General features: G+C 60.7%; 15 protein-coding genes and 1 other RNA gene. 6 read left to right on the plus strand and 10 right to left on the minus strand.

Annotated elements, in window-relative coordinates; all coding sequences use genetic code 11:
• Positions 1–27: 27 nt before the first annotated feature.
• Positions 28–492 (plus strand): Lrp/AsnC ligand binding domain-containing protein, encoded by a 465-nt coding sequence (locus AKL25_RS22105; RefSeq protein WP_050479885.1) that lies wholly within the window; start codon positions 28–30, stop codon positions 490–492.
• A 23-nt stretch (positions 493–515) separates the two neighbouring features.
• Here the strand turns inward: AKL25_RS22105 and AKL25_RS22110 are convergent, their stop codons facing one another.
• The 9 genes from AKL25_RS22110 to gpmA form a co-directional block, all read right to left on the minus strand.
• Positions 516–1,667, minus strand: a complete 1,152-nt coding sequence (locus AKL25_RS22110) for a branched-chain amino acid ABC transporter substrate-binding protein (RefSeq protein ID WP_050479886.1) — start codon at positions 1,665–1,667, stop codon at positions 516–518.
• Positions 1,668–1,803: 136 nt separating this feature from the next.
• Positions 1,804–3,825, minus strand: coding sequence for a TonB-dependent receptor (locus tag AKL25_RS22115; RefSeq protein WP_050479887.1), 2,022 nt, complete (start codon positions 3,823–3,825; stop codon positions 1,804–1,806).
• Positions 3,826–3,967: 142 nt separating this feature from the next.
• A complete protein-coding gene (locus tag AKL25_RS22120) occupies positions 3,968–4,531 on the minus strand; it encodes a hypothetical protein (RefSeq protein ID WP_240475833.1) in 564 nt (187 codons plus the stop codon).
• Positions 4,532–4,824: 293 nt separating this feature from the next.
• Positions 4,825–5,229 carry an RNA polymerase-binding protein DksA gene (dksA, locus tag AKL25_RS22125; protein WP_050479889.1) on the minus strand — a complete coding sequence of 135 codons (405 nt, stop codon included), beginning with the start codon at positions 5,227–5,229 and terminating at the stop codon, positions 4,825–4,827.
• Positions 5,230–5,982: 753 nt separating this feature from the next.
• On the minus strand, positions 5,983–6,738 hold the full coding sequence (locus AKL25_RS22135; RefSeq protein ID WP_050479891.1) for a HesA/MoeB/ThiF family protein: 756 nt from the start codon (positions 6,736–6,738) through the stop codon (positions 5,983–5,985).
• 85 nt (positions 6,739–6,823) lie between these two features.
• Positions 6,824–6,898, minus strand: a non-coding RNA gene (locus AKL25_RS23965) — sX9 sRNA.
• A gap of 61 nt (positions 6,899–6,959) precedes the next feature.
• A complete protein-coding gene (locus AKL25_RS22140; protein ID WP_050479892.1) occupies positions 6,960–8,489 on the minus strand; it encodes a S41 family peptidase in 1,530 nt (509 codons plus the stop codon).
• A gap of 3 nt (positions 8,490–8,492) precedes the next feature.
• Positions 8,493–9,893 (minus strand): murein hydrolase activator EnvC family protein, encoded by a 1,401-nt coding sequence (locus AKL25_RS22145; RefSeq protein ID WP_240475834.1) that lies wholly within the window; start codon positions 9,891–9,893, stop codon positions 8,493–8,495.
• A 14-nt stretch (positions 9,894–9,907) separates the two neighbouring features.
• Positions 9,908–10,654 carry a 2,3-diphosphoglycerate-dependent phosphoglycerate mutase gene (gene gpmA, locus AKL25_RS22150; protein ID WP_050479893.1) on the minus strand — a complete coding sequence of 249 codons (747 nt, stop codon included), beginning with the start codon at positions 10,652–10,654 and terminating at the stop codon, positions 9,908–9,910.
• A 112-nt stretch (positions 10,655–10,766) separates the two neighbouring features.
• On the opposite strand from gpmA, the gene AKL25_RS22155 reads away from it, so the two are divergent.
• The 5 genes from AKL25_RS22155 (at position 10,767) to AKL25_RS22175 (ending at position 13,760) form a co-directional block, all read left to right on the plus strand.
• Positions 10,767–11,192 (plus strand): rhodanese-like domain-containing protein, encoded by a 426-nt coding sequence (locus AKL25_RS22155; RefSeq protein WP_050479894.1) that lies wholly within the window; start codon positions 10,767–10,769, stop codon positions 11,190–11,192.
• Positions 11,189–11,449, plus strand: a complete 261-nt coding sequence (gene grxC / locus AKL25_RS22160) for a glutaredoxin 3 (protein WP_050479895.1) — start codon at positions 11,189–11,191, stop codon at positions 11,447–11,449. The genes AKL25_RS22155 and grxC overlap by 4 nt, the downstream gene beginning before the upstream one ends.
• A gap of 77 nt (positions 11,450–11,526) precedes the next feature.
• Positions 11,527–12,021, plus strand: a complete 495-nt coding sequence (secB, locus tag AKL25_RS22165; RefSeq protein WP_007875372.1) for a protein-export chaperone SecB — start codon at positions 11,527–11,529, stop codon at positions 12,019–12,021.
• Positions 12,022–12,159: 138 nt separating this feature from the next.
• The gene (locus AKL25_RS22170; protein WP_050479896.1) at positions 12,160–12,612 is read left to right on the plus strand and encodes an SH3 domain-containing protein; all 453 of its coding nucleotides are present in this window, start codon (positions 12,160–12,162) and stop codon (positions 12,610–12,612) included.
• Between the two features lie 146 nt (positions 12,613–12,758).
• Positions 12,759–13,760: an NAD(P)H-dependent glycerol-3-phosphate dehydrogenase gene (locus AKL25_RS22175; protein WP_050479897.1), complete on the plus strand. Its 1,002-nt coding sequence runs from the start codon at positions 12,759–12,761 to the stop codon at positions 13,758–13,760.
• Between the two features lie 92 nt (positions 13,761–13,852).
• On the opposite strand, the gene AKL25_RS22180 is transcribed toward AKL25_RS22175, so the two are convergent.
• Positions 13,853–14,095, minus strand: a complete 243-nt coding sequence (locus AKL25_RS22180; RefSeq protein ID WP_050479898.1) for a hypothetical protein — start codon at positions 14,093–14,095, stop codon at positions 13,853–13,855.
• Positions 14,096–14,340: the final 245 nt, after the last annotated feature.

Below are 14,340 nucleotides of genomic sequence, written 5' to 3' on the forward strand. Positions count from 1 at the left end.
TGAACGCATCTCACGGAGATTGACGAAATGAGTTCCCTCGATAAAATCAGCAAAAAAATTCTGTCGGAGCTGCAAAACGACGGCCGCATCAGCAATGTCGACCTGGCAGCGCGCGTCAATCTGTCTCCTGCTGCCTGCCTGGAACGGGTGCGCAAGCTGCAGGATGCGGGTTATATCCTGGGCTACGCCGCCCAGCTCAATCCGGAATTGCTGGATGTTTCGCTGCTGGTATTCATCGAGGTAGTGCTGGACCGCACCACGGCGGACGTGTTCGAAGCGTTCAAGAAAAGCGTCCAGAGCATCCCCGAAATCATGGAATGCCACATGGTGGCGGGTGGTTTCGATTATCTGGTGAAGTCGCGCGTGAAGGACATGAACGCCTATCGCGAGTTTCTCGGTAAATCGCTGCTGCAGCTCAAGGGCGTGCGCGAGACGCATACCTACGCCGTGATGGAAGAAGTGAAAAGCACGATCCGGCTGCCGATCAAATAAGCCCCATCCTGATGCGCCCGGCATCAGAAACTGGACAACGGCGCCAGCTTGCCATCCTGCAGCCGCAGGATGGTCACGGTCGAATCCTTCATGTTGTGCCTGGCATCGAATTCATAGGTGGCCGTTACGCCCTTGTAACGCATGCGCGCCAGCACCGGCGCAAAGACATGGGGATCGATCGCATTGGCAGATTTCATCGCCCGTTCCAGCAGCAGCACGCCGTCGTAGTACGTCGGCGCAAATATGCCCGGCATGGCGCCGTATCTGGCTTGATAGGCGGCGGCAAAGACCGCGCCGTCCGACACCCGCGTCAGCCAGACGCCGCCTTGCACGCAATACGTCCCTTCGCCGACGCCGCTGCCGGCCTGCATCATCATGGTGACTGAACACAAGGTGTCGCCGCCAAGCAGCGGTATCGACATCCCCATCTGTTGCATCTGCTTGAGCATTGCGCTGGCTTGCGGTGCGTAGCCGCCGAAGAAGATGGCGTCGCCCCTGGCTTCGCGGATCTTGCCCAGCACGCCACGAAAATCGATTCTCCTGTCGCTGACGACCTCCCGCAGCACGATCTGCATGCCGTTCTGTTTGCCGGTTTTCTGGAATTCCTCGATCAGGCCCTGCGCATAAACGGATCCGTCATCGATGATGGCGACGGCTTTGAGCTTCAGGTTGCGTGCGGCGTACAGCGCCATCTTGCTGCCCATGTCAGTATCGCTGGCGGCAATGCGGAAGACCTGACTGGCCTGGCGATTCGACGGCGACAAGGTCGCCTTCGGATTGGAAGCGACGGTGAGCGAGACGATGCCCGCCTCGTTGTAAATCGGGGCGGCCGCCAGCGTCACGCCGGAATTGAAAGGACCAAGCACCGCCCGCACGCCGGCGTCGACCAGCTCCTTCGCGCGGATGGCGCCGATGCCGGGATCGGCTTCGTCATCCTTTGCCAGCAACTCGAAACGCAAAACTTTGCCGTCGATACTGGAGCCCTGCTGGTTCAGGCGATCGATCGCGAGCTGCGCGCCGTTCAAGGCATCCTTGCCGACGGAGGCTTGCGGCCCCGACAAGGGACCGCTGAACCCGAGCCTGACGACCAGCGATGCCGGCGCGGCAGATGCCGTAGCGGCCGCAGAGGCGACCAGCAGCAACAGCCACGCTGAGATATTGCGAATAATCAACATACCTTCCCCTGTAACCCGCCAGGGCGGCGTTTTCACCCTTTGGCAGGACAGAGAATAGAGCAATCCGGCAACAGCTGCTGTTGAGACAACCCGGCGAAAAGGCGCCCTTTTCGCCGGATCGGGACATGCCGACGGATCAGAACGCGCTGCGCACGCCCACGATCAGATTACGCCCCGTTTGCGGCACCGTGTCCTTCAATACGGATGTCGAGAAGCGGATGTCCTGGTTCAGCAGGTTCTTGACCAGGGCGAACCAGGTGACGCGCATCGATTGCAGTTTTTGGGTGTAGGACAGATTGGCGTCGACCTGCGTGTAGGACGGCGTCACGTTTTGCTCGAACGATGCCAGGCGGTCTTGCTTGAGCGCTCGCAATACGCGCACACCGCTGACCCATGGCCCCTGGCGATAGCCGAGATCGACGCCGTAGCGCGTGGCCGGTTGCAGCGGCAGGCTGCCCTGGTTGTCAAGGCGGCCGCGCGAGGTGTCGGTAAAGCCGCGCGCCGAGAAACCCTCGCCGCTGAGGTTGTAGCTGACCTCCGCTTCCGCGCCGTAAATCGTGGCGTCGCCCTGCGACCAGAAACGTTGCAGGAACTCGCCGGCCGGATCGGGATTGCCGCTGTCGTCGACCTGGCCATTGGTGCGGCCGTAGACGAAGTTCTTGACCTTGTTCTGGAACAGGTTGCCCTTCCAGCGCACCAGTCCTTCGGTCTTTTGCAGCGTCAGCTCGATATTGTGCGAAGTCTCTTTTTGCAGGTTGCTGTCGCCGACGTCATAGGTCGACGTCGAATCGTGCGGCCCCTTGGAATACAGCTCTTCCACGGTCGGCGCGCGTTGCGCCACGGAATAGGTTGCGCCGAGACCGTAGCCGGGCATGAAGCTCCACATCGCGCCGGTTGACCACGAGAACAGATTGAAGTCGCGGTTGAGCAAACCTTCCGGACGACGCTGTACGGATTCCAGACGCAAGCCGGCGCTGGCCAGCACGTCGCCGAACTTGCGCTCTTCCACCAGGAATCCTGCGAAGGAGCTGGATTTGGTTTTAGGCGTCAACTGCGGCGAGCCGTCCACCGCCGACAAGGCCGCGTAGTTGCTATTCTCGGTCTGCACCCCGAAGTTACCGCGCCAGCCGGCCAGCGGTTTGTGGGTCAGTTCCCAGCGCGTCTGCAGGGAACGGTTGGTGAATACAGTGTCGGAGCTGCCGTCTTCCTTCTTCTCGGTATGCGTGTAGTCGGTGTAACCGAGCTTGAACTTGAACGATTCGATGCCGGCAAACGGCTCCCGGATCAGACTGTCGATGTCGTAGCGCGTCTGGTGCAGATCGATGAAGGACTTCTCTGCCGTCGGAATGCCGTAATGGTCGTCCAGCGACGACACCGACGCGCCGATGTGGCCCCAATCGGCGATGTACGAACCGCCGACGCCGACGCTGCTCTCATGCGTGAAGGAATTCGGCAGGCGGCCGGACGCCGTTGTGGCATCGCCTTGTCTGGCGTTGCCGGGAATCTTGTAGTTCTCGGTGTCGCGGTAATTGCCGTCGATGTGCAGACCGATCTGGCCGGCAGAACCATCCACGCCGAAGGAGGTATTTTTCTGCCCATCGACGGTGCCATAGCGCGCTTCGACCTCGCCGGTCGGCTTGCCCACCAGTTCGGTCGGAATGCGATCGTTGACGACGTTGACCAGGCCGCCGATGGCGCCCGATCCGTACAGCAGCGCGGCCGGACCGCGCAGGATTTCAATCTGGCGCGCGGTCGCGGCTTCGGTGGCGACCGCGTGATCGTTGGAAACGGTCGACACGTCGGCCGTCGACATGCCGTTTTGCAGCATCATCACGCGCGGCCCTTCCATGCCGCGGATGATAGGGCGCGAGGCGCCGGCGCCGAAGCTGGAGGCGGACACGCCCAGCTCGTGCGACAAGGTGTCGCCGAGCGAATTGCCGAGCTTGTTGCGCAGTTCTTCTCCGGACAAGACCTTGGCCGGCGTGAGGATTTGCGCATTCTCTTCAGAGGAAAACGGGCTGGCGGTGACGACGACTTCCTGCAATTTTTGTTGCTGCTGGTCGGGTTGTTGCGGCGCCGTTTGCGCGATGGCGGCCGAAGACATGGCGGCGAGCGCGGACAGGACGGCGCTTGCCAAAAGAGTTGGCTGGACTTGCATGGTGTTCCTTGACTGACAAATGAAGGTGGAAGCCGGCCCGGGCGAATGGTCGCAGCAATCACGGCGGCGGCAGGCGGGAGCCCGCGCCGGCGCGATGGAAATCGCCATGGCAATCCGGTCGGCAAATCGAAACGTTCAGCAGTCAGCGCGGCGGTGCGCGCGAGGAAAAATGGCAGACGACCGGCGCATCCCAGGAGGCAAATGCCTGCCACAAAGCAAGCACCTGCACGCCGGGAATCAGCGGAGGAGAAAAAAAGTGGACATGAATGCCGGTGGCGCCGCTGGCAGCATCGTATTCGACGCAGGAATGGTGATGCTTTTGATGTTCGACGCGCTGTACGCTGACCGCTTTCTCGTCGGCGTCGGCCTCGTCGCCATCGACGTAGTTGAACAACGCGGCGTTGAACGAGGCTTCAGCGACACGCTCCATCGCAGGCGGCCAACCGGCATGCGCGATGCCATGCAACAGACCGAGGAACTGGGAAAACAGCAACATCAGCGCCAGCAGCAGCGCCCCGCCCATGCGCCGCGCCGGTGATCGCCATGCCGGCACGCGCCCTGCTCGCGCGTACGCGCGAAGGCTAAGTGCATGCAGCGATGTCGCGATGGCAGCGGCCATGATGATCGGGCGGTTCCAGCAAAAATGAATGACGGGAGAGGACAAAACGGCATCCATGCGGGGCCGTGAAATGCCTGCGCCGAGCATGCCGGCGAGCGCGAATTATATCAGCATATTGCAACACTGTTGCATTTAAAGATCGCACTTTCAGAATGGCGTCACGCCATGAAAACGGCACAAAGGGAGCCTGTCGGGACCAGCGGGAGTGCGCCGTATAGCGCAGCTCTGCGCAACGACAAGCAGCCGATGCACGTCACAGCGCCTGCGCGTACGGGCACGCAAACATTGCGGCCTGCAGCCGCGAAACGACAGAAAAAATGGAGGTTGGTGAGCGAATGGCGCCAGCCAGGTGGCGCCATTGCTTGGGATTGCTACAGAACTTAGTCGCCGTACAGCTTTTGTTTCAGTTCGCGGCGTTGCTGCGCTTCCAGCGACAGAGTTGCGGTCGGACGCGCCAGCAGACGAGGGATGCCGATCGGCTCGCCGGTTTCTTCGCACCAGCCGTATTCGCCGCCATCGATGGAGACGATGGATTGCTGCACTTTTTTGAGCAGCTTGCGCTCGCGGTCGCGGGTGCGCAATTCCAGCGCGTGCTCTTCCTCGATGGTCGCACGATCGGCAGGATCGGGAACCAACACGGTTTCACGCAAATGCTCAGTGGTTTCGCCTGCGTTCTTGAGCAGATCTTTTTCCAGCTGTTGCAAACGGGCCTTGAAGAAAGCAAGTTGCGCTTCGTTCATGTAGTCCTTCTCGCCCATCTTGAGGATTTGTTCCTCAGTGAGCAAGGTTTGCGTATCAGGGGTAGTTTTGGGAGTTTTAGTTGCCACTTCGCTTACTTTCAATACTACGGGTTTTTCAATTTTATCCTTTAATCCGGCGCTGGCTTTGCTGCTGCCTGCGCTGATGCCGGATTTGGTCGCTTTTGAATCCACTTCCCTTGCTGCCGATGGTACTGACTTCCTGGGCATGCTATCGACTGCCTTGCCTGCGCTCTTCCCTGTGCCGGGCTTCGCCGACGCTGGTGCCGTTTTTTTAACGGTCAGGGATTTTACTACAACAACATTGCCTGTCGACGAAGTTGTGTTTTTCTTCGGCGCCACTGCGGTTTTTGCTGCGCTTGCAGTGTTTGTCCCGGCCTTGCTGCCTGCCGGCGATGCTTTGCCGGACGTGGTCTTGGTTACCGGCGTTGCCGCCCTGCTTGCCATTTTCGGAGGTGTCTTGACGGCCGTTTTTGGCGCTTTGACAACAGACTTGGCGGCGGCTGTGCCGACTGCGGCTACCTTGCCCGCAGCGGGGGTGCTTTTTTTGACGGTTTTTTTCGCGATGACGCCCATAGACTTCCCTTTCCCCGGACCACCCGGTTTGCGGTAGATCATTCGCCGTCTCCGGCTCGCAACGCGTACAAATGCAAATCCAATACAGTGTATACCAGAACTTGACGCATAAATAGCACTTCGCAAACCCCTTTTGCGACAGGCCAACCGTGCTGCAAGCGCCCTTGCAGGCCTTTGCGGGCGTTTTCGTCGTCGCGCCGCCGTTCAGGCGTGAGAAGCGCCGCACACCGGGCAGGCGGCATTGCGCGCAAAGCGGATGCTGGTCCACTCCATGCTGCGAGCGTCGAGGATCTGCAGGCGTCCGGACAGCGACTCGCCGATGCCGGCCACCAGCTTGAGCGCCTCGGCCGCCTGCATGGTGCCGATAATGCCGACCAGCGGGGCAAACACTCCCATGGTCGAACACTGCACCTCGTCAAACTTCTGATCCGGCGGGAACAGGCAGGCGTAGCACGGCGCATCGTCCCGGCGCGTGTCGAACACGCTGATCTGGCCGTCGAAACGGATCGCGGCGCCCGACACCAGCGGCACCTTGTGCTGCACGCAGGCGCGATTGACGGCGTGGCGGGTGGCGAAGTTGTCGCTGCAATCGAGCACGACGGACGCCGTTCGCACCAGCTCCGCCAACCGCGCATCGCTGACGCGCTCGGCGACGGCGACAATCTCGATGTCGGGATTGATCTCTTCCAGCGCCTGCCGGCCGGACTCCACCTTGCGCTGCCCGACCCGCGCCGTGGTGTGCATGATCTGGCGCTGCAGGTTGGTCAGGTCGACGGTGTCGTCGTCCACCAGCGTGATCTTGCCCATGCCCGCCGACGCCAGGTACAAGGCCGCCGGCGAACCGAGGCCGCCGACGCCGATCACCAGCGCATGCCCCGCCAGCAGTTTTTCCTGGCCTGCGATGTCGATGTCGTCGAGAAGGATGTGGCGCGAATAGCGCAGCAATTGCTGGTCGTTCATGGCGTGATGGCGGTACAGCGGTAAATGAAAAGAGGGCCGCATTTCTGCAGCCCTCTTAATGTAACGCAATTCAGCGCTTCAAACCTGTTCGCGATCCGTAGCGAGAGGCCATCAGCCGGTGGCGGCCGGAGCGCAAGAACCGGAATGTACTTGAGTACATGAGGATTCTGAGCACCGCCGGACGCCGGATCATGGCCTCGCAGTAGGATCGTGGACAGGTTTTACTTCTTTTCGATCTTCTCTGCCGGCGCCTTTTCAATCTTTTCCGGTGGGGTCTTGCTATCCTTGCCGTCCTTGCGGATATCCTTCAGCGGCTTGTCGTCCTTGCTGGTGGTGTCGCGGATCTCTGCCTTGACCTTGGAGACTTGCACCGGCAAACCCTTCAAATGGTTCAGCGCCTGCGCCAGCTGGAAGTCGTCCTTGCTGCCGAATTCGAGCGGCTTGCGCTTCTTTTCCTGCGCGATCAGACGTTCTTCTTCTTTCTCATCGACGGTGGTGGCCTTGACTTCGGTCGCGTCCTTGTCCTTGTCGTTGATCAGATGCTTGGTCAGGTCGGCTTCGCGCAGACGCAGACCGTTCAGGCCGTCGCCGTCGGCGTATTCATCGACCATGATGTCCGGCACGATGCCGCGCGCCTGGATCGAGCGGCCGTTCGGCGTGTAGTAACGCGCGGTGGTCAGCTTGACGGCAGTCTGGCGGTCAGGCGGCAACGGGATGACCGACTGCACCGAACCCTTGCCGAACGACTGCGTACCCATGATGGTGGCGCGCTTGTAATCTTGCAGCGCGCCGGCCACGATTTCGGAAGCCGAAGCCGAGCCCGAGTTGATCAGCACGACCATCGGCACCTTCTTGATCGCATCCGGCAGACGCGCCAGCGGATCGGTCAGGGAGCCTTGTGCATATTCGTCGCGCTTGGCGGCGTAGATGACCTTGGAGCTGGCCAGCTGGCCGTTGGTCGTCACGACCACGGCATCCTTGGGCAGGAAAGCGCCCGATACGCCGATCGCGCCAGGCAAGACGCCGCCCGGATCGTTGCGCAGGTCGAGCACGATGCCCTTCAGATTCGGTTCCTGCGCGTAGAACGCCAGGATCTTCTTGGCCATGTCGTCAACGGTCGGTTCCTGGAACTGGGTCACGCGCAACCAGGCGTAGCCGGGTTCGATCACCTTCGACTTCACGCTTTGCATGCGGATTTCCTGGCGCATGATGGTGACGATGATCGGGCGATCTTCATCCTTGCGGGCGATGGTCAGCGTGATCTTGGTGTTGGGTTCGCCGCGCATTTTCTTGACGGCTTCGTCCAGGGTCAGGCCCTTGACCGGCGTCGTGTCCAGACGGGTGATCAGATCGCCCGCCTTGATGCCTGCGCGGTAGGCAGGAGAATCTTCGATCGGCGAGATCACCTTGACGTAGCCGTCTTCCATGCCGACTTCGATCCCCAGGCCGACAAACTTGCCCATGGTGCTTTCGCGCAATTCCTTGAAAGCCTTCTTGTCGAGGTAGGCGGAGTGCGGGTCGAGCGAGGCGACCATGCCGGAAATCGCTTCGGTGAGCAGCTTCTTGTCTTCGACAGGTTCAACATAGTTGGACTTGATCATCCCGAACACGTCGGTCAGTTGCCGGACCTCTTCCAGCGGCAGCGGTTCCGCTCCGCTTTTCTGTGCGATGGCGTCCAACTGCATCGAAGCCGCCACACCTGCAATCATGCCCAGACCGATAAGACCGATATTCTTGAGTTTGCTGCCCATGTTTCACCTAGTAGTTACCCAGCCGAGTGGGTCGAAAGCGCGGCCCTGATGCCGCACTTCAAAGTATAAACCCGATTGCTCATTGCCGCCGCTATTACCTGCGCTGGCGATGACATCCCCGGTTTTGACGAGATCCCCTGCCCGTTTCAAGACGGACTGATTATTGCCATAAATGGTCATGTACTGATTGCCGTGGTCGACGATGATCAGGTTGCCGAAACCGCGCAGCCAATCCGCATAGACCACCCGCCCGGCCGCCACGGCCTTGACTTCCGTGCCTTCCGGCGCACGGATGAAGAGGCCCTTCCAGCTCGGCCCGTCGCCGCGCTTGCCGCCGAACTTGGCCAGCAGGTCGCCGCGCACCGGCAGGCGCAACTGGCCGCGCAGGCTGGCGAAAGGTTTACCAAAATTTTCCTCTGCCGACGGCGTGGCCTCGTTGCGGCCCAGCGATTGCGGCGCTTCGTCGTCGTCAATTGCCTCCGACGGCGCCGGCTTGCTCTTGGTTCCCGGCGCGGCCTTGGCTTGCTGGGCGACGCGCTTGTCGTGTTCGGCCTTGGCTTTGGCCAACTGTTCCTGGCGGCGCTTTTCGCGCGCGGCGGTTTCGGCCTTCTTTTGCTCTTCGATGATCTGCGCCAGCTTGTCGACCAGGCCGGAAAGGCGCTGTTCGTCACGCTGCAGGTTGCCGACTTCCTTGCGCTGGGCGGTGAGTTTGGTCGACAACTGGGCCAGCAAACCGCTGCGTTTGGCCTTTTCCTTCTCCAGCAGTTTCTTTTGTTCGTTCTCTTCCTGGGCGATTTCTTCCAGTTCGAACTTGGCGTTCTGGGTCGCGGCCTTGTTGTCCTTGATCGCCTGCAGGTTCACGCGCAGGGTCTCGATCAGGCGCGCCTGCGCCTGCGAGACGTAGCCCATGTACTGCAATTCGCGGTTGATGCGGTTGGGGTTGTCGCCGGAGAGCAGCAGCTTGATGCGGTCTTCGTTGCCGGCCACGTACTGCTCGCGCAGCAGTTTGGACAACTGCGCCTGCTGGACATTGACCACGCCGGACAGCTCCGACTGCTGCTTGACCAGCACGCCCAGCTTGGACTCGGTGTCGGCCTGTTCCTGCGTCAGTTCGCGCAGCGAGCGGTTGGCTTTGGAAATGGCCTGCTCCGATTCGGCCAGCGCATCGGCAGCGTTTCCCTTGGCGGTTTCGGTCTTGTCGATGTCGCGTTTGAGATTGGCCAGTTTTTGCTGCAGGTCGGCGCGCTCTTTCTCCGCCGCCTGCTTTTGCCGGGTGCGTTCCGTAACCTGCTGGGCCGAAGCACATGGCTGCCAGAACGCCGCCGACAGGAAAACCGCAGCCACGGCCGCCGAGAGTAGGCTGGCCGGCCGCAGACGCAATGACGGAATGTGCCGCCTGAGCATGCCGCGAAAGGTAGTTATTTCGATTTCCCTTGGCTGGCGACCGCCTTCAGGGCCGCTTCGATGGCCGACTGGTCGCCGAGGTAGTAGCTCTTGATCGGCTTGAGGTCGGCGTCCAGTTCATACACCAGCGGCTGGCCGTTGGGGATGTTGAGGCCGACGATGTCGTTGTCGCTGATGCCGTCCAGATACTTGATCAGGGCGCGCAGGCTGTTGCCGTGGGCCGAGATGATGATCTTCTTGCCGGCGCGGATGGCGGGAGCGATGGTGTCGTTCCAGGCCGGCAGCACGCGGGCGACGGTGTCCTTGAGGCACTCGGTCAGCGGAATTTGTTCGCGCTTGAGATCGGCATAGCGCGGATCGCTGAACGAGGCGCGCGGGTCGGTCGGCTCCAGCGGCAGCGGCGGCGTGTCGTAGCTGCGGCGCCAGACCAGCACTTGCTCGTCGCCGTACTGGGCGGCGGTTTCCGCCTTGTTCAGGCCTTGCAGGGCGCCGTAGTGACGCTCGTTCAGGCGCCAGTCGTGCTGCACCGGCAGGTACATCAGATCCATTTCGTCGAGCGTGGTCCACAGCGTGCGGATGGCGCGCTTGAGCACCGAGGTATAGGCCAGGTCGAAGGTGAAACCGGCTTCCTTGAGCAACTTGCCGGCCTGTTTGGCTTCGGCCACGCCTTTTTCGGTCAGATCGACGTCAACCCAGCCGGTGAAGCGGTTGGCAAGATTCCAGGTCGACTCGCCGTGGCGCATGAAAACGATTTTGTACATAGTGAGGAACAGTCAGAAAAAGGAAGCGATGAGAAAATAGCAATTGAAGATTCAAATAGCATGTCAGCTTCTATTTTATAATGCCGGGATTCAGTAAACCCATTGAGATCCCGTGAAATTCATCGTAGACAATATTTTCCTGATCGGCCTCGTCATCATTTCCGGTGGCGCGCTGCTCGTTCCCTTCCTGCAACAGCGCGGCAGCAAGCTGACATTGCTGCAGGCCACGCAACTGATCAACACCGGCAAAACCCTGGTTCTGGACGTGCGCGACGTCGAGCAATTCAACGCCGCGCATCTGCGCGACGCCCGCAACATCCCGCTCAAGGACCTGGCGCAGCGCGTCGGCGAACTGGACAAGTTCAAGGGCAAGAACGTGATCGTCGTCTGCCAGTCGGGTACGCAAACCGCCAAGGCGGAAGGCATCCTGAAGAAAGCCGGCTTCCCTGAAGTGCACGGCCTGACCGGCGGTATCGCGGCCTGGCAGGCGCAAGGTCTCCCGACCGCCAGCCAGAACAGCCCGAAGGTCGCCAAATGACAGCCCGCGTCGTCATGTACAGCACTGCCGTCTGCCCGTATTGCATGATGGCTGAGCGGCTGCTCAAGAGCAAAGGCATCGAAGACATCGAAAAGATCCGTGTCGACCTCGATCCCCAGCAACGCGAGATCATGATGCAGAAGACCGGCCGCCGCACCGTGCCGCAGATCTATGTCGGCGACACCCATGTCGGCGGCTTCGACGATCTGAGCGCGCTGGACCGTGCGGGCGGGCTCGATCCCCTGCTGCAAGCCTGATTCATCTAGTCATTCCTGCGTTATTTGCGCGATGTTGCGCAATTTGTATTTAATCCAACCTGAAACGAGAGCATTCCATGGCGGAAGAGAACCAACAAGCTGAACAGCAACCCGTATTCCAGATCCAGCGCGTCTACCTGAAAGACCTGTCGCTGGAGCAACCGAACTCCCCGGCGATTTTCCTGGAGCAGGATGCGCCGGCCATCGAAGTGTCGGTCGACGTCGGCGCCGAAGCGCTGGCTGACGGCATTTTCGAATCCACCGTCACCATCACCGTGACCGCCAAGGTCAAGGACAAGGTCGCGTTCCTGGTCGAAGGCAAGCAAGCGGGCATCTTCGAAGTGCGCAACGTTCCTGCCGAGCAACTGGATCCGCTGCTGGGCATCGGTTGCCCGAACATCATCTATCCTTACCTGCGCGCCAACATCGCCGACGTGATCACCCGCGCCGGTTTCCCGCCGATCCACCTGGCCGAAATCAATTTCGAAGTGTTCTATCAGCAACGCCTGCAAGCGCTGGCCGAGCAACAAACCGATGGCACACTGGTCACCGGTTCGACTACCGTCAACTGATTCTGCCGTACCGCTGCATTGCCGTTGCGCCTGGCGCGAGCGACAATGCAGCGCGCCTCTTTCCTGCTATTCGACGCCTTCGTGTACGTTCCAAGCTTTCCGGACACACGGCTTCCACCTCTACAGCGGAGCAAGTCCATGAAATTTTCCTCTCTCATCCTGTCCGCTCTCGTACTCGGCTCGGCCGCCGCTGCGCCCGCCTATGCGCTCGACTTCAAGTCGGTCGGCGCCGCGCCCGCGATCCTGTACGATGCGCCGTCTGAAAAAGGCCGCCGCGTCTCCATCGCGCCGCGCGGCATGCCGGTTGAGGTCGTACTGACCTACGGCGACTGGAGCAAGGTGCGCGACGCCTCCGGCGCCTTGTCGTGGGCTCAGTCGAAGGCCCTGGTCGCCAAGCGCAACGTCGTCGTCAGTGCGGCCAATGCCAAGATCCATGCGGCCGCCGATGAAGCCAGCGCGACCGTCTTCAGCGCCGACAAGAACGTGCTGCTGGAACTGACCGACCCGACTCCCCAATCAGGCTGGGTCAAGGTCAGGCACCGTGACGGCCAGAGCGGCTTCATCAAGACTTCCGAAGTCTGGGGCGATTGATTTCCCCGGCATTCCAATTTCAGACAGGCGCCCGATCAGCATCAATCTTGCTTTCCCCGGTGCCGGGCCGGGCGCATACTCAAAGCATCATCGGGCCATACTCCGCCTTCACCAGCCATAGTCACTAGCCACTAGCGATAGCCCTCATGAACATTTCGATACTCGGCGCCGGCGCCTGGGGTACTGCACTGGCCATCAACCTGGTGCAACGTCACCAGGTCGTCCTGTGGGGCCGCAATGCCAAGGCCATGCAAGACGCCGCCATGCAGCGTGAAAACATGGACTACCTGCGCGGCTTCCATCTGCCGGAGTCGCTCAGGGTGACTTCGGATTTCGACCTTGCCGTCAGACACGTGACGCAAAGCCCGGACGACAGTCTGCTGATCGTCGCCTCGTCGGTGTCCGGCCTGCGCGCACTGGCGGAAACCTTGCGCGACCGCAAGGTCCCCAACATCGTCTGGCTTTGCAAAGGCCTGGAAGAACAAACCCGTTTGCTGCCGCATCAGATCGTGCGCGAGGTGATGGGCGAGGCCGTGCCTGCCGGCGCCTTGTCGGGACCGTCCTTCGCCCAGGAAGTGGCGCGCGGCCTGCCGTGCGCGCTGACCATTGCCAGCAGCGACAAGACCTTATGCGAGCGCGTCGTCGCCGCAGTGCACGGCGGCAACCTGCGCGTGTATTCAAGCGATGATCTGGTCGGAGTGGAAATCGGCGGCGCCGTGAAGAATATTCTGGCCATCGCCACCGGCGCGGCGGACGGCCTGCAACTGGGCCTGAATGCGCGCGCAGCCTTGATCACTCGCGGCCTGGCGGAAATCAGCCGGCTCGGCATCGCCCTCGGCGGACGGGCGGAAACCTTCATGGGCTTGTCCGGCGTAGGCGATTTGATTCTGACCTGCACCGGCGATCTGTCGCGCAATCGCCGCGTCGGCCTGGGTCTGGCGCAAGGAAAAAAACTGGAAACGATCGTCGCCGAACTCGGCCATGTCGCCGAAGGCGTGCGCTGCGCGCAAGCTGTGCGCTCGCTGGCGCAGGAGCTGAACATCGACATGCCGATCACCGATGCAGTGGCCGGCGCCTTGTTCGATGGCATTTCCGTACAGGAAATGGTTGCGCAATTGCTGTCGCGCGATCCGCGCGAAGAAAACTAGAAAAACTTAACCGCGCCGAAGCAGACGCTGAAACCGGGGACGTCGGGCTGCACGATCAACACCCGCTGCAGCCCCGGCCAAGCGAATGCGCATTAACGGGCAACGATATCGCTATCCATCTTGGGGCGCTTGAAACGCTTCGGTGACTCGCCCTCGACGATATCGTCAATCTGCTTGGGCAGCTTGTCGTACATGGAGCAATCGTCTTCGCGCTCCTTGGCGCGGAACGATTTTCCTGCTTTGCTGCTGAAACGGCCTTCCTTGGCGGAAAGCACATAGGACTGGCGGTGGCTGGCGCCAAGCGTAGTCTTTGGATTGCGTTCGATGGCTTGCATAACTCTGTCCTTACCCGTCTTCTGACGTTCCTGTTCGTGACTTCCGCAGCAACATCGATTCTGTGAGCTGTCGTAGCTGCGCGTTTGTAGCTGCGCGTTTTTGGCGCGCTGTACGTCATCTAACGCACCAAATACGATTTGGAATACGTGGAAATCGATTTTTTGTCAGGAAATAGCAAGAAAAGTTAGACTGCTCGCATTTTTTTGCAACGCAGCAAATAAAAATTATCGTTTATTTTCAATAA

The sequence above is a fragment of the Herbaspirillum rhizosphaerae genome (genome assembly GCF_001189965.1).
In the GTDB taxonomy this organism is placed as follows: Bacteria; Pseudomonadota; Gammaproteobacteria; order Burkholderiales; family Burkholderiaceae_D; genus Herbaspirillum; species Herbaspirillum rhizosphaerae.